Source organism: Bradyrhizobium sp. SSBR45G (genome assembly GCF_030159255.1).
GTDB lineage: Bacteria > Pseudomonadota > Alphaproteobacteria > Rhizobiales > Xanthobacteraceae > Bradyrhizobium.
Genome location: NZ_BSCT01000033.1, coordinates 63,922 through 83,281 on the forward strand (window position 1 = coordinate 63,922; position 19,360 = coordinate 83,281).

At 66.3% G+C, this 19,360-nt stretch carries 18 protein-coding genes; 10 read left to right on the forward strand and 8 right to left on the reverse strand.

Going from position 1 to position 19,360, the window contains the following annotated elements:
• Positions 1-230: 230 nt before the first annotated feature.
• The 4 genes from QQL87_RS29040 to QQL87_RS29055 all read right to left on the reverse strand — a co-directional run bounded on the left by QQL87_RS29040 (position 231) and on the right by QQL87_RS29055 (position 3,604).
• A complete protein-coding gene (locus QQL87_RS29040) occupies positions 231-899 on the reverse strand; it encodes a PAN domain-containing protein (protein ID WP_502871229.1) in 669 nt (222 codons plus the stop codon).
• A 214-nt stretch (positions 900-1,113) separates the two neighbouring features.
• Positions 1,114-1,569, reverse strand: coding sequence for a DUF3806 domain-containing protein (locus tag QQL87_RS29045; protein WP_284422529.1), 456 nt, complete (start codon positions 1,567-1,569; stop codon positions 1,114-1,116).
• 79 nt (positions 1,570-1,648) lie between these two features.
• On the reverse strand, positions 1,649-3,019 hold the full coding sequence (locus QQL87_RS29050) for a glutamate--cysteine ligase (protein WP_284422531.1): 1,371 nt from the start codon (positions 3,017-3,019) through the stop codon (positions 1,649-1,651).
• A 96-nt stretch (positions 3,020-3,115) separates the two neighbouring features.
• Entirely contained in the window at positions 3,116-3,604 is a 489-nt protein-coding gene (locus QQL87_RS29055; RefSeq protein WP_284422533.1) for a MarR family winged helix-turn-helix transcriptional regulator, read from the reverse strand.
• A gap of 148 nt (positions 3,605-3,752) precedes the next feature.
• On the opposite strand from QQL87_RS29055, the gene gstA reads away from it, so the two are divergent.
• Positions 3,753-4,367, forward strand: a complete 615-nt coding sequence (gstA, locus tag QQL87_RS29060) for a glutathione transferase GstA (RefSeq protein WP_284422535.1) — start codon at positions 3,753-3,755, stop codon at positions 4,365-4,367.
• Between the two features lie 99 nt (positions 4,368-4,466).
• Here gstA and QQL87_RS29065 read toward each other — a convergent pair whose 3' ends face one another.
• Positions 4,467-5,708 carry an MFS transporter gene (locus tag QQL87_RS29065; RefSeq protein ID WP_284422536.1) on the reverse strand — a complete coding sequence of 414 codons (1,242 nt, stop codon included), beginning with the start codon at positions 5,706-5,708 and terminating at the stop codon, positions 4,467-4,469.
• 191 nt (positions 5,709-5,899) lie between these two features.
• On the opposite strand from QQL87_RS29065, the gene QQL87_RS29070 reads away from it, so the two are divergent.
• Positions 5,900-7,966, forward strand: a complete 2,067-nt coding sequence (locus QQL87_RS29070) for a prolyl oligopeptidase family serine peptidase (protein ID WP_284422537.1) — start codon at positions 5,900-5,902, stop codon at positions 7,964-7,966.
• 104 nt (positions 7,967-8,070) lie between these two features.
• Here QQL87_RS29070 and QQL87_RS29075 read toward each other — a convergent pair whose 3' ends face one another.
• Positions 8,071-8,748: a DUF938 domain-containing protein gene (locus QQL87_RS29075; RefSeq protein ID WP_284422538.1), complete on the reverse strand. Its 678-nt coding sequence runs from the start codon at positions 8,746-8,748 to the stop codon at positions 8,071-8,073.
• Between the two features lie 152 nt (positions 8,749-8,900).
• On the opposite strand from QQL87_RS29075, the gene soxX reads away from it, so the two are divergent.
• From soxX to QQL87_RS29110, 7 genes are all read left to right on the forward strand, one after another.
• Positions 8,901-9,230: a sulfur oxidation c-type cytochrome SoxX gene (gene soxX / locus QQL87_RS29080; protein WP_284422539.1), complete on the forward strand. Its 330-nt coding sequence runs from the start codon at positions 8,901-8,903 to the stop codon at positions 9,228-9,230.
• A gap of 23 nt (positions 9,231-9,253) precedes the next feature.
• A complete protein-coding gene (soxY, locus tag QQL87_RS29085; RefSeq protein WP_284422540.1) occupies positions 9,254-9,748 on the forward strand; it encodes a thiosulfate oxidation carrier protein SoxY in 495 nt (164 codons plus the stop codon).
• 15 nt (positions 9,749-9,763) lie between these two features.
• Positions 9,764-10,075 carry a thiosulfate oxidation carrier complex protein SoxZ gene (soxZ, locus tag QQL87_RS29090; RefSeq protein ID WP_284422541.1) on the forward strand — a complete coding sequence of 104 codons (312 nt, stop codon included), beginning with the start codon at positions 9,764-9,766 and terminating at the stop codon, positions 10,073-10,075.
• Complete coding sequence (soxA, locus tag QQL87_RS29095; protein WP_284422542.1) at positions 10,072-10,920, forward strand: sulfur oxidation c-type cytochrome SoxA; 849 nt, start codon at positions 10,072-10,074, stop codon at positions 10,918-10,920. The genes soxZ and soxA overlap by 4 nt, the downstream gene beginning before the upstream one ends.
• On the forward strand, positions 10,917-11,246 hold the full coding sequence (locus tag QQL87_RS29100; RefSeq protein ID WP_284422543.1) for a hypothetical protein: 330 nt from the start codon (positions 10,917-10,919) through the stop codon (positions 11,244-11,246). Before soxA ends, QQL87_RS29100 begins: the two co-directional genes overlap by 4 nt.
• A 138-nt stretch (positions 11,247-11,384) precedes the next feature.
• On the forward strand, positions 11,385-13,133 hold the full coding sequence (soxB, locus tag QQL87_RS29105; RefSeq protein WP_284422544.1) for a thiosulfohydrolase SoxB: 1,749 nt from the start codon (positions 11,385-11,387) through the stop codon (positions 13,131-13,133).
• Positions 13,134-13,338: 205 nt separating this feature from the next.
• Positions 13,339-14,958: a GMC family oxidoreductase gene (locus QQL87_RS29110; protein ID WP_284422545.1), complete on the forward strand. Its 1,620-nt coding sequence runs from the start codon at positions 13,339-13,341 to the stop codon at positions 14,956-14,958.
• A 46-nt stretch (positions 14,959-15,004) separates the two neighbouring features.
• Here QQL87_RS29110 and QQL87_RS29115 read toward each other — a convergent pair whose 3' ends face one another.
• Positions 15,005-16,420 carry an SEL1-like repeat protein gene (locus QQL87_RS29115; protein ID WP_284422563.1) on the reverse strand — a complete coding sequence of 472 codons (1,416 nt, stop codon included), beginning with the start codon at positions 16,418-16,420 and terminating at the stop codon, positions 15,005-15,007.
• A gap of 279 nt (positions 16,421-16,699) precedes the next feature.
• Positions 16,700-17,710 (reverse strand): ABC transporter substrate-binding protein, encoded by a 1,011-nt coding sequence (locus QQL87_RS29120; protein ID WP_284422547.1) that lies wholly within the window; start codon positions 17,708-17,710, stop codon positions 16,700-16,702.
• 401 nt (positions 17,711-18,111) lie between these two features.
• Here QQL87_RS29120 and QQL87_RS29125 point away from each other — a divergent pair, with 401 nt between their 5' ends.
• Complete coding sequence (locus tag QQL87_RS29125; RefSeq protein WP_284422550.1) at positions 18,112-19,320, forward strand: TAXI family TRAP transporter solute-binding subunit; 1,209 nt, start codon at positions 18,112-18,114, stop codon at positions 19,318-19,320.
• Positions 19,321-19,360 lie beyond the last annotated feature (40 nt).

Here is a 19,360-nt window from a genome sequence, read left to right on the forward strand (position 1 = left end):
GACACTGAGTATGGTGCGCCAACGGTGCACGTCGCTTCAACGGTTATGATGGACAGCCTGCTCGCCAGCGAGGGCAAGGCCGCGACCTCGCCGGACGCGGGTCTACTCCGCGTCATTGCGAGCGCAGCGAAGCAATCCAGGACCGAGCAAGGTATCTGGATTGCTTCGCTGCGCTCGCAATGACGGAAGCCCTTGTGAACGGCCGACGTTTGGCGCTCTCTCGTCGCGCGCTAGCGCACCACGCCCGAGGTGAACCCGGCCCGGCGCCGCGGCGGCTTGATTTCCTTTTTCAGGAAGCAGTGCGCCTCCTTGCCGGCATAGCCGGGCCGCGCAAAGGTCCAGGCGCGGCATTTGTTGTCGCCGGTGCAAGCGGCCTTGCAGATCTCCTCGGAGTCGGCCGCCTTTTCATCCTTCTTGTCCGGTGCCTTGTCGCCGGTCTTGTCTGCGCCCTTGTCGGCCGTCTTGTCGACCTTGTCGTTGGCCTTGAGATCGGTGGTCTTGATGTCGAAGCTGCGATAGTCGCCGCCGGGGCGGTCGATCGAGGTCTCGACGGCATCGTTGCGGATCTCGACCACGCCGGCGCCGCGCACGCCGGAGACGCAGCAATTGTCGGGGACGCGCGCCGGCACGCTGTTCTTCAGCCAGCACACGGCGCCCGCTTCCATGACCGTCGGATAGTTGAAGCTCCAGGCCCGGCAGCGCCGGTCATGCTCGCACAGCAGGGCGCAATCGGCCGGGTCGCCGGAAGCGACCGGCGCGCTCATATAGTCGCCGCCCGGACGGTCGGAATAGGTTTGGGCATCGGCCGGCGTCAGGCAAGCGGAAGCGAGCAGGCAGGCGAGTGCCCGCAGCCATGCCCCGAGGAGGCGCCCCGTGCGCCGATGAAACATCCGACCCATTGTTAACGCTTGAGTTTTCTTCGCGTGTTTGGGCGGTCATTTGATCGCCACGAACCTGTATGGCGGATGAACGGCTCCGACGCTTGGGAGGCGCTGAAGGCATAGCTGCGGCATACCTGCGCCAAACCGGACGGGAGACACAAACGGCAACAAAAAGGGGCGCGCGAGCCGCCCTCCGTCAGACCAGAACCGGCCTGTTTGCCGCTGAAGACCGTCAAGGCCCGTTGGACGGCGATTGTGCCCTCGCGCGGACGACACCCTCGCAGGCGCTCCGGAACAGGCTCCGGACGTCGACGGTTTCGCCCTTTTCGATCCGTTTGGAGATCGAGGTCACAGGAAACAGGAGAATCGTCGTTCCCTGATCATGGAGCGCCGGATCGCGACCATACTCATCCTCGACCGCGATCCACCGCAGATTCAGCTCCTGGACCAGGGCATCACCAAAGCTGACGCCGAGGCTTTGGAGCTTCCAGGTCTCGTTCCGCTCAACCCAGTTGTTGCGCAGGATGGTCTCCAGGAGCGCGAGCTTTCCTTCCAACGTCTCGTAGCGGTCCTTCGCGCCGGGATCGTAGTGATCGCGAACCCAGCTTCTCTGCTTCTGAAGCTGCAACGTCTCGCGGTCGGACAACGCCTCGATCTTCTGGTCCACTTTGCCCTGCTCCGTCGCCATCAGGGGGCGTCACCGAGCGCTCCCAGGAGCGCCCAGAACAAGCAGGAGACATACGGGCCAGAACCGCAGAGCGCTCGCCTCAGAACGCATATTCGTCATAGGCCGGCTCGACCGAGCCACGCCAGGGGCCGTTGAACTTCTCCAGCATCTCCTCCGCCGGCGAGCGGCCGCGATCGATGATGTGATCGAGCGGCTCGAGATAGCGGCTCTCGTCACGGCCGCTCTGGTCGACGCGGTTGCGCCGGCGCAGGCCGTGATGGGCGAGCGCCACGCACTCCTTCGCGACCTCGAACGCGTAGCGATTGCGGATCCGCGTCTTGAAGCCCAGACGGGGGACATCGTCGCGCAGGCTCTGGCGCTCCGACGCGGTCCAGTCCTTGACGAGGTCCCAGGCGGCGTCGAGGCTGACATCGTCATAGAGCAGGCCGACCCAGAACGCCGGCAGCGCCGGCAGCAGGCCCCACGACACGCCGTCGGCGCCGCGCATCTCGAGATAGCGCTTCAGGCGGACCTCCGGGAAGATCGTGGACAGATGATTGGCCCAGTCCGACAGGGTCGGACGCTCGCCGGCCATGACCGGATTCTTGCCGTCGAAGAAATCGCGGAACGAGGTGCCGGAGACGTCGATATAGGTCTCGTCGCGCTTGACGAAATACATGGGCACGTCGAGCGCATAGTCGACCCAGCGTTCGAAGCCCATGCCGTCCTCGAACGCCCAGGGGATCATGCCCGCGCGCTGATTGTCGGTGTCGCGCCATATCTCCGAGCGGAATGACAGATAGCCGTTCGGCTTGCCTTCGGTGAACGGCGAGTTGGCAAACAGCGCGGTGGCGATCGGCTGCAGCGCCACCGAGACCCTGAGCTTCTTGACCATGTCGGCTTCCGAGGAGAAGTCGAGATTGGTCTGCACCGTGCAGGTCCGGAACATCATGTCGAGGCCGTAGCTGCCGACCTTCGGCATGTAGCCTCTCATGATCTTGTAGCGGCCCTTGGGCATCACGGGAATGTCGGCGCGCGACCAGGACGGCGTCATGCCGAGCCCGAGAAAGCCGATGCCGAGCGGGGTCGCGATCTCGCGAACCTGCGCCAGATGCGCCATCAGCTCGCTCTGCGTCTGGTGCACGGTCTCGACCGGGGCGCCGGACAATTCGAACTGGCCGCCCGGCTCCAGCGAGATGGCGCCGCCACCGGTGACGTCGTAAAGCCCGATGATGTTGCCGCGCTCCATGATCGGCTCCCAGCCGAGCAGCAGCTTCATGCCCTCGAGCAGCGCGCCGATGCCGCGCGCGCCCTCGTAGGGTACGGGACGGTGGCCTTCGAGCGTGAACGGCGTCTTCTCGTGCTCGGTGCCGAGGCGGAAGGCGGACGGCGGCTTCACGCCTTCCGCCAGCCACGCCACCAGCTCGTCGCGCGACTGCAGCGGGGTCATATCGATCTGGTCACGCGCCATGGGAGTCTCGGTTCAGAAGCGCTTCGGTGGTTGCGCGTGGTGACAGGAAGGGCCGCGGACCCCTGGGGACCGCGGCTGTGAATGGGTGCCGGTGCTTCATCGGGTCGACGCGCCCTCTTCGGCAGACAATTGCGCGGCCTGACCGCAGGAACAGCCGAGACGGTCGAGCAGCGTGCACAGCCTGGACGCGTCGGCATCCGACAGCTTGGAGCCGACATGCTTCTCGATCGCAGCCGAATAGGCCGACCACATCCGCTTCTGCAGCTCGCGCCCGGCCTCGGTGATCTCGACGAACTGGCCGCGCTTGTCCATCTGGCATTCCCGCCTGATCACCAGACCTTCGTCAGCCAGCCGGTCGATCAGCCGCGAGGTCGAGTATTGCGGGATCAGCATCTGCCGCTCCAGCTCGACCGGGCGAAGCTCGCCAGCGGGGGCGCGGGACAGCTCCAGAAGCGCATCATACCAGGCCAATGGCGGGAAACCGGCCTTCTTCAGCTCCTGCTCGACACAGTCGAGCACCCGGCTCTGGACCCGCATCAGGCGGATCCAGGCGGCAGTCGCCTCGGTCGATGGTTTGCGTTTCATGGGCCAGCTCGTATCCTCAGATCCTCGTTGTAGCGCATTCGATGCAGCTGCATCAATCTTGACGATTCCATGCAATTGCATTTAAGGGCGGCGTGTGACGCCCCGATCGGTTCCAACGACAACAACGGTCTCACGGAGGGAATACCCGATGAAACTTTATTATTCACCCGGCGCCTGCTCGCTCTCGCCCCACATCGCCCTGCTCGAGGCCGGCCTGCCCTATGATCTGGTCAAGGTCGATCTGCGCGCCAAGACCCTGGAAAATGGCGACGATTACCTCAAGATCAATCCGAAGGGCCAGGTGCCGGCACTGGGGCTTTCGAGCGGCGAAATCGTGACCGAAGGCCCGGTCATCGTCCAGATGATCGCCGACCAGGCCACCGGCAAGAATCTGGCGCCGGCCCGCGACAGCGGCGAGCGCTACAAGCTGCTGGAGTGGCTGAACTTCATCACCTCGGAGCTGCACAAGAATTTCGGCCCGATGTTCTCGCCGGCGCTGGCCGACGACGCCAAGGCCTTCTTCAAGGACCGGGTGATGGGCAAGTTCAAATATATCGACAGCCAGCTCGCCGGCCGCGATTACCTGATGGGCAGCCAGTTCACGGTCGCCGACGGCTATTTGTTCACCATCCTGACCTGGGCGGAGCGGATGAAGTTCGACCTCTCGGCGATGCCCAACCTGCTCGCCTACAAGGCTCGCGTCGCCGCGCGGCCGAAGGTGCAGGAGGCGCTGACGAAGGAAGGGCTGATGAAGGCGGGGTGAGCGGACGCGTCTGACGACGCGATCGGCTGGCCACGAAGCCGGTGAGCTCCCCTTCCCTTGCGGGGAGGGGAGCGCCCTGAGGTTGCCGCGTCAGCCTCGCTATGACCGCTCCGCCAGATCCACCGCCGCGAGCCGCGCATCGCGGCGCTTCGACGACCACGCCAAAGCGAGCACGCAGAGGCCGAGCAGCACCGGTGGGAAAACCACGAGGTTGACCGCGGACCAGCCAAAATGGGCGAGCAGCTGTCCCGACGAGAACGAGCCCAGCGCCATCAGGCCGAAGATCAGGAAATCGTTGAAGGCCTGCACCTTGTTGCGCTCCGCTGACGTGTGGGTCTCGAGCACCAGCGCGGAGGCACCGACGAAGCCGAAATTCCAGCCCACGCCGAGCATCACCAGCGTGGCCCAGAAGTGCATCGCGGTCAGACCGGACAGGCCGATGATGGCGGCGACGGCCTCCAGCGCGAGGCCGAGCGCGACGATGGCCGGCGCGCCGAAGCGGGCGATCAGCGAGCCGGTGAAGAAGCTCGGGCCGTACATCGCGACGATGTGCCATTGCAGGCCGAAATTCGAATCCGACACCGTGAGCCCGCACATCTGCATCGCCAGCGGCGCCGACGTCATCACCAGGTTCATCACCGGATAGGCGATGGTGCCGCACAACGCGGCCGCGATGAAGCGCGGCTGGCGCACGATCTCGCCGAGCGGCCGTCCGCCATGCAGGTCGGCCGGCGCGGGCTTCGGCAGGTCGACGCCGGCGACGATGCCCATCGCGACCAGCGCGACCGCCGCCTGGATCAGATAGCTGAAGGCGAACAGATAAGGCGCCCAGACGTCCATGGTCCATTGCACGAGCTGCGGACCGAGCAGGCCGGCGAAGATGCCGCCCGCCATCACCCACGACACCGCCCTGGGCCGGAACGCGGCGCTGGCGCCGTCGGCCGCCGCAAAGCGGTAGGATTGTGCAACCGCGCCGTAGAGGCCGCCGAGGAAGGTCGCGAGGCAGAACAGCGCGAACGAGCCGCTGATGATGGCGAGGCAGCCGAGCACGCCGGTGATGGCGCCGCAGCCGGTGCCGATCAGGAAAGCCGTGCGGCGACCGTAGCGGCGCGAGATCGCGCCGGTCGGCAGGGTGCCGGCGGCGAGGCCGACCACGTACATCGAGATCGGCACGGTCGCGAGCCCGATGTTGGGCGCGATGGTGACGCCGACGATTGCGCCGGTGGCGAAGATCACGGCGGAGTTGGCGCCGGTCAGCGCCTGCGCGGCGGCGAGACGTGCCACGTTGCGGCGCGCGCGGGCGTCGTCGGAGGTGTCTTCGCTCACGATCAGCTCGATCATAGGGGTGTGGGGACGCGCCAGCGCGCTCCAGCGTCTCTGCTGTGGCCGCACTATTGCGGGAAGCGCATGCCGGAGGCAACGGGCGCGAACGGACGACCGCCATGCAGCGCTGTTGATTCGACAGCCTCGGGACGCACGGTTAATCAGGCCAGCGGTATTGTCGCGTCAATGTCGCCAGCGGAGCCTGAGCCATGTCCATCGACGATCGTCCGAACCTCGCGGCGCCCGACGACGATCCGTATCTCTGGCTCGAGGATATCGAAGGCGAGCGCGCGCTCGCCTTCGTCGCAGCGCAGAACCAGCGCACGCTGGCTGCGTTCGGCGATGCCGGCTTCGAACGCGACCGCGATACCCTGGCCGCGATCTTCGACCGGCCCGACAACATCCCGTTCGTCAGCCGGCGCAACGGGCTGTTGTACAATCATTGGAAGGATGCGGCGCACCCGCGCGGCCTGTGGCGGCGCACGACATTGGCCGAGTTCCGCAAGGCGCAGCCGCAATGGGACGTGCTGCTCGACATCGACCGCCTGGCTGCCGACGAAGGCGAGGACTGGGCGCTGAACTGGGTGTCGAGCCTGCCGCCGGCGCATGAGCGCACGATCCTGTCGCTGTCGCGCGGCGGCAGCGATGCCGTGGTGTTGCGCGAGTTCGACCTGACGACAAAGCGCTTCGTCGACGGCGGCTTCACGCTGCCCGAAGCCAAGGGCAGCGTCGACTGGATCGACCAGGATACGCTGGTGCTGTCGAGCGCCTACGGCGATGGCATGGCGACGCCGTCAGGTTATGCGCGCACGGTGCGGCGGTGGCGGCGCGGCGAGCCGATTGAAGCGGCGCAGGTGATCTTCGCTGCCGAGAACAGCGAATCGGTCTGGGTGCGGGCCGGTGTCGACCGCAGCGTGACGCCGGCGCGGGTGTGGTTCTCGGAGGGGCTCGACTTCTTCAACCATCATCTCTGGCTCGGCGACGCGACCGGCGCACACACCAGGCTCGATTTGCCGACCGACAGCTGGGCCATCCCGGATGGCGACTGGCTCGCGATCAAGCTGCGCCAGCCCTGGACGATTGGCACGACCACGCACGCGGCAGACGTGGTGATGGGCATCCGGCTGTCAGCGTTTCTTGCGGGCGCGCGCGATTTCGTTCCTGTGTTCGAACCGGGCCCGCGCCGCGCGCTGCAGGGACTATCTTGGGCCGGTGGATGCCTGGTGCTGTCGATCCTCGACGAACTCCGGCCGCGGTTCGAGGTGTGGACCCCGTCGGCGCAGGGCTGGAGCCAGCAGCGGCTCCTGGGACTACCGGAGCTGGCCACCGTCAACCTCTGGCCGCTCGATGCGGACGAGCTCACGGGCAATGGCGACCTGCTCGCCAGCGTCCAGGATCCGCTGACGCCGCCGGCGCTGCAGCTGATCGAGGGTTTCGGCGCGCCCACCGTGCTGAAGCAGGCGCCGCGTACCTTCATCGCCGAGGGGCACGTCGTGACGCGGCACGAGGCGATCTCGGTCGACGGCGCGCGCATCCCCTATACCCAGACCGGGCCGGCCGAGCTTACCGGCGATGCGCCGGTGTATATGAGCGCGTATGGCGGCTTCGGCCATAGCATCCGTCCGGCCTACAACGCGGCGCTCGGCAAGCTGTGGCTGGAGCGCGGCGGCACCATTGTCGAGGCCAATATCCGCGGCGGCGGCGAGTTCGGCACCGCCTGGCACGATGCCGGCCGCTACGCCGGCAAGCGGCTCGCGCATGATGATTTCGCCGCCGTCGCCGCCGATCTCGTCCGCCGTGGCGTCACGGTGCCGAAGCGCATCGCCGCCCAAGGCGGCTCCAATGGCGGCATCCTGATCACCAACATGCTGGTGCGCTACCCCGAGCGCTTCGGCGCGCTGTTCTGCACCATCCCGCTGATCGACATGCGCCGCTACACCAAGCTGCTCGCCGGCGCGAGTTGGATCGCCGAATATGGCGATCCCGACAAGGACGAGGACTGGGGCTGGCTGCAGACCTACTCGGCCTATCACACCGCCAAGCCCGGCCAGCCCTATCCGCCGATCCTGATCGCGACCACGCGGCGCGACGACCGCGTGCATCCGGGACACGCGCGCAAGATGACGGCCAAGCTGCAGGCCATGGGCTACGATACCTGGTTCTACGAGCCCGCCGCCGGCGGCCATGGCTACGGCACCGACAACCGCGAGCGCGCCAGCTTCATCACGCTGGGCACGCGATTCCTGGCGCGGCATGTGGGGCTGGAGTTGGAGTAGGCTGACCTCTCCGCCGTCATTGCGAGAAGCGAAGCGACGAAGCAATCCAGAGTTCCGACCCGGCCCTGGATTGCTTCGCTTCGCTCGCAATGACGGTGAGTGCGTTAGGACCGGCGCGCGAACACCAGGATCATGTTGTTGGCGGGCATCTCCACCGTCTCACGCAACGTAAGCCCGTTGCGCGCCGCCAGCGCTTCGAGATCGGTGATGTCGCGGACGCCCCAGTCCGGATTGCCCTCGCGCAGCGAGCTATCGAACACCGCGTTGCTGACCGCGCTGTGCTTGCCATCGCGCTTGAACGGGCCGTAGAGCACGAGCAGGCCATCGGGCGAGAGCGCCTGCCCTGCACCCGCGAACAAGCCCTCCGCCACCGACCAGGGCGCGATGTGAATCACATTGGCGCAGAAGATCGCCGTGAGGTGCTCCGGTCCGCCGGCGGCGCGGAACGCGGCGGCCCAGCCGGGATCGGCGAGGTCGACGCGCCGGGCGTCGCGGATGTTGGACAGCCCCGCATGCCTGCGCCAGGCCGCGATGCTGGTCAGGTGGTTGTCGTTGAGATCGCTCGGCCACCAGGTGAGATCGGGGCGCTGGGACGCGAAATGGACCATATGCTGGCCGGTGCCGCTGCCGGCCTCCAGCACGTCGCCCGTTGCCCCATCGAGCAACCGCGCCAGCACCGCCCAGATCGGCTGATGGTTGCGATGGAACGCCGCGGCATCCAGCCGTCCGTCCGGTTCCACGGGGCGGCCATCCCGGCCGAACTCCACGACATAGTCCGCCATTCCCAAACTCCCGGCCACCTGCTGGACGGCCCCATTAACCGCGTTGCGGCGGGCACCATAGCTGCATTGTCAGCCGATGGTCTTTATGCTTTGCAGCCCCTATATTGCCGAGATCACCGAGACGTCGGAACTTCACCTTGATCACAATTGTCATGCGTACCGCCCTGGCGCTCGGGCTTTCGTTCGCCGCGTCCACGGCCGCCCACGCCCAGTCCGGCGCCGCCGAGGGCCAGAAGCTCGCCTTCGACCGCGGCAAGGGCAATTGCCTCACCTGTCACGAGATCAAGGGTGGCGACCTGCCGGGCTCGATCGGTCCGAAGCTGGAGAATCTCAAGGCGCGCTACGACCGCGCCGGGCTGATCGCGATCCTCCATGACGAGACCGCGCGCAATCCACTGACGGTGATGCCGCCGTTCGGCCGCAACCGCATCCTGACCGAGCAGGAAATCAGCGCCATCGTCGATTTCCTGCAGACCCTCTGAGTTCCATGTTTGGAGACCCTGCCATGACTGCCTCGTTCGGCCCGTTGGCGAGCCGCCGCCTCTTCATCAAGGGCGCTGGCCTCGTCGCGCTGATCGGCCTCGGCAATGCCGTGTTGCATGCGCCCCCCGTCCTTGCTGCGAGCAACGACAACAAATATCCGGACGACGCCTTCAGGCAGAAGAATGCCACTGATGCGGTCAAGGCGCTGTACGGCCGCGACCACGAGGCCTCCGACAAGATCAAGCTGGACGCGCCCGAGATCGCCGAGAATGGCGGCGTGGTGCCGATCGCGGTGACCACGACCTTGCCGAACGTCACCTCGATCGCCTTCATCGTCGCCGAGAATCCGAACGCGCTGGCGGCGTCCTACAAGATCCCCGAGGGCACCGTGCCTGCGGTGGCGAACCGGCTGAAGATGGCCAAGACCTCGAACGTGATCGCGCTCGTCGAATCCGGCGGCAAGCTCTACAGCGCGACCAAGGAGGTCAAGGTCACCGTCGGCGGCTGCGGCGGCTAGGGGCAGGAGATCATCATGGCATCGAGCATCCGCGTCCGCGCAATCCTGAACGGCGAGATCGCCGAGGTGCAGACCCTGATCCAGCACCCGATGGATACCGGCCTCGTCAAGGACGCCAAGGGCGAGCTGATCCCGGCGCACTACATCCAGCAGCTGACCTTCACGCACAAGGACAAGACCGTGTTCCTGGCGGACTGGGGCACCGCGGTCTCCAAGGACCCCTACGTCAAGTTCGCCTTCAAGGGCGCGGCGAAGGGCGATGAGCTGAAGGTGAGCTGGGTCGACAATACCGGCGCAACCGACAGCCTCACGGCGACGATCCAATGAGCGCGATGCGCCTCGCGCTCGCCGTCGCGGCCACCCTCGCCTTCGGCGCGTCGAGCGCGGCGGCCGCCGACAAGCCCGACCCGGCCGCCGACGCCAAGGCGTTTCAGGACTACTTCGTCAAGAAGTTCCCGAAGGTCGCGTTCGACGATTTCGTCAACGGGCCCTATTCGATGAACGCCGACATGCGCCGGCAGTGGGAGGAGAAGGAGCAGTTCCCGCCTTATGAGTTCGCGCTCGACGCGGGCAAGGAGATGTTCGCCAAGCCGTTCAAGAACGGCAAGACCTATGCCGACTGCTTCCCGAATGGCGGCATCGGCATCCGGCAGACCTATCCGTATTTCGACGACAAGGAAGGCAAGGTCATCACCTTGGAGCTGGCGCTGAACCGCTGCCGCGAGGCCAATGGCGAGGCGCCCTATTCCTACGTCAAGGACGAGATGGCCTCGCTCACGGCCTACATGGCGTTCACCTCGCGCGGCAAGCGCTTCGACATCAAGATCCCGGATGATCCGCGCGCGCTGGAGGCCTATGAGCAGGGCAAGGAGTATTTCTACACCCGCCGCGGCCAGCTGAACTTTTCCTGCGCCAGCTGCCACGTGCAAAGCCCGGGCGAGCGCATCCGCGCCGAGATCCTGGCACCCGCAATCGGCATCCTCAACGCCATGCCGATCTACCGCTCCGAATGGAGCGGCATGGGCACGATCAGCCGCCGCATCGTCACCTGCAACAGCCAGACCCGCGCCGTGCCGCTGGAGCCGCAGTCGGACGAATACCGCAACCTCGAATATTATCTCTCCTACGTGTCGAACGGCCTGCCGGTTTCAGGACCGGGAGCGCGGCCATGAGAAATTTCGCGACCACCCACGTCATGAAAAAGATCGTGTTCGCCATGATGGTAGCAGCGGCTGGCGCAGGCTCCGCGCGGGCCGCGTCGGAAGCCGACTATCTCACGGCTGTCGCGGCGGCCGAGAGCGCCCACAAGGAAGCCGGACGTCTGCGCAACCAATGGACCGTGACACAGACCGCACTCAATGCTGCGAAGAAGGCGGCAGAGTCCGGCAACTTCGATTCTGCACTCAAATCAGCCCAGGAGGCCGAGGCACTCGCCAGGGCCTCGATCATCCAGGCCACCAGCGAGAAGCAGCGCTGGAGGGACATGGAGATCCGCTAGAGCATGATCCGGAACGGCGGACACCGGTTTTCCCTCGCGACAAACGCCGAAGGCGTTTGCGCGGAGATCATGCGCAAACAAGGGGACCGATCATGATGCGATTCCACGGAATCGCATCATGATCGGTGGACGCGAGCCATGATTCGGCGCCGGGACTTTCTGAAAGCATCAGGTGCCGCGGTACTCGCCGCACCGGCGCTGCTGCGCAGCGCCCGCGCCGTCGACACGGTGAGCCTCTACGACGTCGAGAAATTCGGCAATGCGCGCATCCTGCACATCACGGATACGCATGCGCAGCTGCGGCCGGTGTTCTTCCGCGAGCCGAGCGTCAATCTCGGCATCGGCGAGATGTGGGGGCGGCCGCCGCATCTGGTCGAGCGCGCCTTCCTCGACCGCTATGGCATCCGTCCCGACAGCGCCGAGGCCTATGCGTTCACCTGCTTCGAGTTCGAGAAATATGCCGGCCGCTTCGGCCGGATGGGCGGCTTTGCGCATCTGAAGACGCTGATCGACAAGCTGCGCACCGATGCCGGCGATCATCGCTCGCTGCTGCTCGACGGCGGCGATCTCTGGCAGGGCACCGGCCTCGCCAACGCGATGCGCGGCGCCGACATGGTGAGCGCGGCCAATCTGCTCGGCATCGACGCCATGACCGGACATTGGGAGTTCACCTATGGCGAGGAGGCGCTGCGCGCCAATCTCGCCCGCTTCAAGGGCGAGTTCCTGGCGCAGAACGTGTTCCTGACCGAGGAGGCCGCGTTCAACGACGCCAAGGCGCTCGATCCCGGCTCCGGCCGCGTGTTCAAGCCGGCCATGATCCGGGAGATCGGCGGCGCACGCATCGCCGTGATCGGACAGGCCTTCCCCTATGTGCCGATCGCCCATCCCCGCCGCTTCACGCCGGACTGGACGTTCGGCATCCGCGAGGAGGAACTGCAGAAGCTGGTCGATGCCCTGCGCGGCGCCGACAAGGTGGATGCGGTGATCCTGTTGTCGCACAACGGCATGGACGTCGACCTCAAGCTGGCGAGCCGTGTCACGGGCATCGACGTCATCCTCGGCGGCCACACCCATGATGCGATTCCGCAGCCGGTCGCGGTGACCAATGCCAAGGGCGCGACGCTTGTCACCAATGCCGGCTCGAACGGCAAATTCCTTGCCGTGCTCGATCTCGACGTCGGCAAGGGCCGCGTCGCCGATGCGCGCTACCGGCTGCTGCCGGTCTATTCGGAGCTGCTGAAGCCCGACGCCGCGATGCAGGCGCTGATCGACCAGACGCAGCAGCCCCAGGTCGCGGCCTGGAGCGAGAAGCTCGCGACCTCCGACCGGCTGCTCTACCGGCGCGGCAATTTCGAAGGCCCCACCGACGACGTGATCTGCGCGGCGCTGCTCAGCCAGCTCGATGCGCAGATCGCGCTGTCGCCGGGATTTCGCTGGGGCCCGACCTTGCTGGCCGGACAATCCATCATGCTGGAGGATGTGCTGGCGCAGACCGCGATCAGCTATCCCGAGACCTATGTGCAGCGGATGACCGGCGCTGACATCAAGGCCGTGCTGGAGGACGTCTGCGACAATCTCTTCAACGCGGATCCCTATCTGCAGCAGGGCGGCGACATGGTGCGGCTCGAAGGCCTGTCCTACCGCTGCGCGCCGTCGGAGCCGATCGGCCGGCGCATCTCCGATCTCACGCTCGACAACGGCCGCTCGCTCGAGGCGGGGAAGACCTACAAGGTCGCCGGCTGGGCATCGATGAACGCGCAGGACGGCAAGCCGGTCTGGGACATCGTCGCCGCGCATCTGCGCAGCGTCGGCCTCACGTCAGCGGGGACCAGCACGGTCACGCTGTCCGGCGTCGACGGCAATCCGGGATTCGCATCGCAATCGTGAGCTGCAGCGGGCAGCCGCCCGCGACACGGCGTTCCGCCATATTGTCAGCGCCGGAGCGGAGCATGCTCGACGGCGTCTCGCCCTGCATCGGCCCCCTCCCTCGTGGACACTCACTTGCGATGCGATAGTGTCGATGCGGCCTGCGCGGCCTTGCGCGCGAACGTCGAGGCTCGTCAGCCCATCGTCTTCCGAGAGGACATCCCCCATGGCTGCACGCGGATACGACTACATCATCGTCGGCGCGGGCTCGGCGGGATGCGTGCTCGCCAACCGATTGTCGGCCGACGCCACCTGCCGCGTGCTGCTGCTCGAAGCCGGCGGCTCCGACCGGCACTTCTGGCTCCGGATTCCGATCGGCTATTATCGCAGCATCTACGACAACCGCTTCTCGCGGCTGTTCCAGACCGAGCCGAGCGAGCTCACGGACCGCCGCGCGATCGTGTGGCCGCGCGGCCGCGTGCTCGGTGGCTCGTCCTCGATCAACGGCCTGATCTTCATCCGCGGCGAGCCGGCCGGCTTCGATGATTGGGAACGGCTCGGCGCAGCCGGCTGGAGCTACCGCGAGCTGCTGCCCTATTTCCGCCGATACGAACGCTACCAGGGCGGCGACAGCCAGTATCATGGCGGCCTCGGTGAATTCGCCGTGTCCGAGCTTCGGACCGGCAATCCCGCCTCCGCGGCCTGGGTCGACGCCGCAGCGGAATTCGGACTCCCGAGAAATGGCGACTTCAACGGCCCGACGACGCTCGGCGTCGGCAGCTATCAGCTCGGCATCGGCCGCCACTGGCGATCGAGCGCGGCGACCGCGTTTCTCCATCCGATCATGCATCGCCCCAATTTGACCGTCGTCACCGGCGCCCAGGCCAGCCGGGTGACGTTCGACGGTCGGTCGGCGAGCGGCGTGGAATGGATCAAGGATGGTGCGGTGGTCTCGGCGGCGGCGGATCGCGAGGTTCTGCTCGCAGCCGGCGCGCTGCAGTCGCCGCAATTGCTGCAACTGTCCGGCATCGGGCCGGCCGACCTGCTGCGCTCGCTTGGCATTGCCGTCGTCGCCGATGCGCCGGATGTCGGCGGCAATCTTCAGGATCACTATCAGGCGCGCATGATCGTCCGCCTCAAACAGAAGATCTCCGTCAACGACCAGGTCCGCAATCCCTACGAGCTCGCCAAGATGGGCCTGCAATGGCTGTTCGCCGGCCGGGGTCCGCTGACGGCAGGCGCGGGCCAGGTCGGCGGCGCGGCCTGCACCCACCTCGCCGCCGGGGGACGCGCCGACGTGCAATTCAACGTGATGCCACTATCGGTCGACAGACCGGGCGCGCCGTTGCACGCCTATTCGGGATTCACCGCCTCGGTCTGGCAATGTCACCCGCAGTCGCGCGGCTCCGTCGTGATCTGCTCCGCCGACCCGTTCGACCAGCCCACCATCATCCCTAATTATTTCGCCGAGGAGATCGACCGCGCGACCATCGTCGCCGGCCTCGAAATGCTGCGTGACATCTTTCGCCAGCCCTCTTTCCGCAAGCTGTGGGACGTCGAGGTCGCGCCGGGCGACGCGGTCGCCAGCAAAGCCGCTCTGTGGGATTTCGCACGCACCACCGGCGGCACGGTGTTCCATCCCGTCGGCACCTGCCGCATCGGCGCCGACGACCGCGCGGTGCTCGATCCGAACCTCCGGGTGCGCGGTGTCGATCGGCTGCGCGTCATCGACGCCTCGGTCATGCCTCAGATCACCTCGGCCAACACCAACGCGACCAGCCTCATGATCGGAGAGCGCGGCGCGGCGCTCGTCGATGGTGGCGCCCCCGCCGGCAGGGGCCTCTAAGCCGCGCGGCTTGCGCCGGCCGTGCTCCACGCCGTCGTCGTCTGGCTCAGCGCCGCGGATAGCTCGCCAGCGCATCGAGCTGGCGCTGCGCCTCCGGTGATCCCCATTCGCGGGCGCGCTGATACCACATGCGGGCCTGCGCCAGATCCGTTCCTGCGTCGGCCACGCCGAACTGCTTGAGCGAGACCGGGTCGAAGGTTTTCGCCAGCAGCAATGCGGCCCGCGGATCGCGCGCCTCTGCTGCGCGCAGCAGCTGCAGCCGCGCGGCCTGGACCTCGCCGCTGGCCAGCAGCTCCTGGGCTCGCCTGACGAAGCCCGCAACTTCGTTCGGCGTCCATGCGAGCACCGGATCGGCCGGGGCAGCCGGAGGAACAGCCGCCGTGGCCGCTGCGACCGGCGGCACCGGCGCGGCATCCTGCGGCACGGCTTTGGCCTCGGCAGCGGGCGTCGAGCCGGTGACGACGACCGGGCTCGGTGGCGCGGCCCAGGACAGCCGAACGAACGACTTCACCAGCGTCGCCCCCGTGGCATCGTGCAGCTCGAGCGGCAGATTCAACTCACCGGCAAAATCGATCGGCGGAACGATCGCGGCATCCGCAACATCCATGGACGGCACGCGCCATTCCTCGCCGTTGCCGATGCGGCGCCCCGCCGTGATTCGTGCGCCGGGCGGCACCTTGCTGATCAAGACGACCATTCCCGGCGCCGCATGCTCGACCGCGACGCCGAGGTCCAGCTGCGCATTGAGCGGGCCGCTGTTGCCGCGCACGATCAGGGTTGAAACGGGAGTTGGCGGGGGCGGGCGCGGATGCCCGGCCGTCAAGCTCGACCACGCCGCGACGGCCTGGCTCTTCACCCCCGGCATCGGAAATGCCACGGTGTAGGCCAGCGCCGCCAGCAGTCCCGCCGTGGTCACGACGGCCAACCCAACGCCAATGCCTCTGGCGGAGCGACCTTCGGCAAAGGCCGGCGCAGCGACGAACTCCGGGTCGAGCCGCTGCCGCTCCGCCCGCGCCACGGCCTCGCTGAACACATCGCGACGGCCTTCACCGCCGGGGGCGACAACGGGCTCCGCGCGCGCCGCGACGTCAGTCGCAGGCGGCGCCAGCTCCGGACGGGCTGCCTCCAGCGCGCCAGACTCCCGCGAGCGGCGCGGAGCGTAGTAGCGCAAGCTGTTGGGAGATTTCTCTTCGTCCTGCTCACTCACGCCATGTTCCCCGTTACCAAGTCCCCGATTGTCGTGCCCTCGCAGATGCGCGATAGGCCGCCTTGCCCGCTGCGAATCAGCGACTCGCATGATCGGCGACGGCTGGGGCGCGTCGCCGGCACTCCGATTCCACTCTTTCAGTTTGATCGCCACGCCGGCATTTGCGCCTGAAGACGTGACCTGATTGGCCTGATCCGGCAGCGACGAACAAGCTGCGCTGCCGAGTCGAGGCGGTTCGTGATTCCGCTCGGACATCGTCCCCACCCGACGTCGTCCTCGCCCTCAACAAACGTGCTCTGCCCAGCGTCGCGCCGGAGATGGCCGGCTCGGACGCAGCCGCGGTCAGGCACACGCGTCCCAACACCATCGCCAAGTCTCACTCCGGGCGACGAGACACGTTAAGATAGCATACGACAATCAAAATGCGGCAGAAAGAGCGCCGTGAAACGGCCCTGTGAGAAAACGCCTGAATTCGGCCGCGCTCGGCATCGCCTTTAGATTGCGCCCGGACATTTCGGCCGGATCGGATGTCCTTCACGCCTTGATCACCGACAGAAACAGGTTCGGATCGAAGTAGTCCGCGGCGGGAACGGGCTTCTCGATCTTGCCGATTCGCGCGTAGAAGTTCGAGACCTGCTGCAGCCAGTCGGTGATGGCGCCATTGCTGTAGAGCCGGCGCCATACCGCGGTTGGAAACACCCGCATGGCGCCGAACTGCTCGCGCATGTCGCGATCGGGGACTTGCGCGTAATATTTCTCGTGCAGGACGTTGAGAGCCTCGTTGGACCGGGCGATCAGCATGTCGTTGCCCTCGGTCCACGCCTTGATCACGCGCGACAGCACCGCCCGGTTGGCGGCGTGGTAGGCCGCCGTGGTTGCCCAGCCGCCGACGACCGCCGCGCTGGGATAGTAGGCGCCGGCATCGAGCAGCTTCTTCGCCCATGTCACCTTCTCTCGCACCGCGATGTTGAACGGCACCCACAGCGCGACCGCGGGGACGCCCCCGGTGATGAAGGCATTGACCGCCTCGGGCATCGGCATGCTCACCAGTTCGATGTCGGTCGGCGCAAACTGGTTTTCCCGCAACGCATTGTCCAGGAAGACGTGCGCGGTGGTGCCGGCCGTCGTCGCCACGCGCTTGCCGCGCAGGTCCGAGAACTGCCGGATACCCTGATCCTCGCGCACCCAGAGCTGGGCCGTCGCGAACTCGATCGAGTTGGCCAGGAACATCTTGCCCTGACCGCGCGCGGGGAAATTCGAGATCACCGCGCCGGTGGTCAGCATGTCGATCTCGCCGCCCGACAGCGCCGTGAACAGCTCGATGCCGGTCTTGAACTCCTTGAACTGCGGGTCGAGGCCGTTCTTTGCCCAGGCGCCGAGATGATCGGCGAGCCAGATCTGGCCATCGACCGCGAGCGTATGAAGATGACCGACCCTGATCTTGGTCCGAGCCTGCGCGAGCGCCGGGCGGCCAAACGGCGAGACGCCGATGGCAGTCAGTCCAAGCGACCCGACACTGGCGGCAACGAATCTGCGCCGATCCATGATCCACTCCCATTTTGTCGATTCATCATCTGGATCGCGGGCCGATTGCTTTCGGCCACTCATTATATCTTGCTCGGCGCCATCCTATCGGACGCCACGCCGGACCATCCGCTTCGCGATCATGCGCGTGCCAAGACAACGCGCGGCCGGCGGCTCCGGATCTCACTCAACAACTCAGGTATGTATGGCTGCATCATGACAACTGCCTCAATCACAACTTTATTTTTTGCCGATTATGCCGCTTAAATTGTAGCTGCGATCAAACAACCGCCTTGATGCGGCTAAATCTTCGCCCGTGAAAAGATCGACTAATCGCTCTTTGGTTGTGCCATGGCCAGGTTCGCGCACCGCGAACCAGGCTCACGCTGTCGTGCTTGCTGACGAACGACCTGGAGAGTCTGATGACGGACAGTCAAGGCTGCAAACTGCTTTGGAATAGGCTCGGTGTGGCTGCGCGAACGACAGGCGATCGCAGCAAGCGCCGTGTGCGGCGGCTGAGGGCGATTGGCGCGGCCCTGACCGCGCTTCTCATCGCAGGCCTGCTCCCGGGCGCTGCTGATGCCATCGAGCAGCCGCCGGCGGCACAGCCCGCGCGGCCGCCGCGCGTGGAGGACCAATGGAAGGCCAAGCTCAACGCCAACACGGTGGCGATCGTGGCCGGCAGTCCGGAGGAGACCTATCTCGACATCACGCATGATCTCGCGGTCGTTCTCAATGATGACAACCTGCGGCTTTTGCCGATCGTCGGCCTCGGCGGCGCGCAGAACATCCGCGACGTGCTCTATTTGCGCGGCGTCGACATCGGCATCACCTCGACGCAGATGCTGCGCTATTTCGCATCGACGGGCGAGCTGGGCGCAAGCCTGGAGACGCGGCTGACCTACATCGCCCGGCTGTTCTCCGAAGAGATGCATGTGGTCGCCAGCCGCAACATCAGGACGATCGAGGAGCTCACCAACAAGAAGGTGAACTTCTCGGATGCGGGCTCGACGACGCAGGTCACCGCCCGCGACGTGTTCGGGCTGCTCGGCATTTCGGTCCAGGAGGTCAATCTCAGCCAGGCCGACGCGATCGAGGCGATCAAGCGCGGAGAGATCGCGGCCACCGTCGCCTTCTCCGGCAAGCCCGCCGGATTCCTGGCGCGGCTCTCCGCCAAGGACAATCTGCACCTGCTCGAGGTTCCCTATAGCCGCAGCCTGCAGAACGTCTATCAGGCGGGCCAGCTCGAGCCGGCGCTCTACCCCAGCCTGATGGATTCGAACCAGGCGGTGCCGACCGTGACGGTCGATTCCGTTCTCATCACCAACAACTGGCCGCCCGCCAGCGAGAGATATCGCCGGGTCGCGCGGTTCGTCGAGGAGCTGTTCGCACGGCTGCCCGCGTTGAAGAAGCCGCCGCGGCATCCGAAATGGCAGGAGGTCGATCTCAACCGGGAGCTGCCGGGATGGCAGCGCTTCCCGCTGGCGCAGGACCTGCTGCAGCAGGCGCAGTTCGAGCAGTTCCGTGCGGCGCGCGCACAGGGGCGCCCGGTCGTGGAAACGGCTGAGGACAAGCAGCGGCTGTTCCGCGAATTTCGCGAGTGGTCCGACAACGAGCGGAAGCGGCAGTAGCGGCCAGGCCGCCGAACGTCATGGACCGAGATGCAGCGGC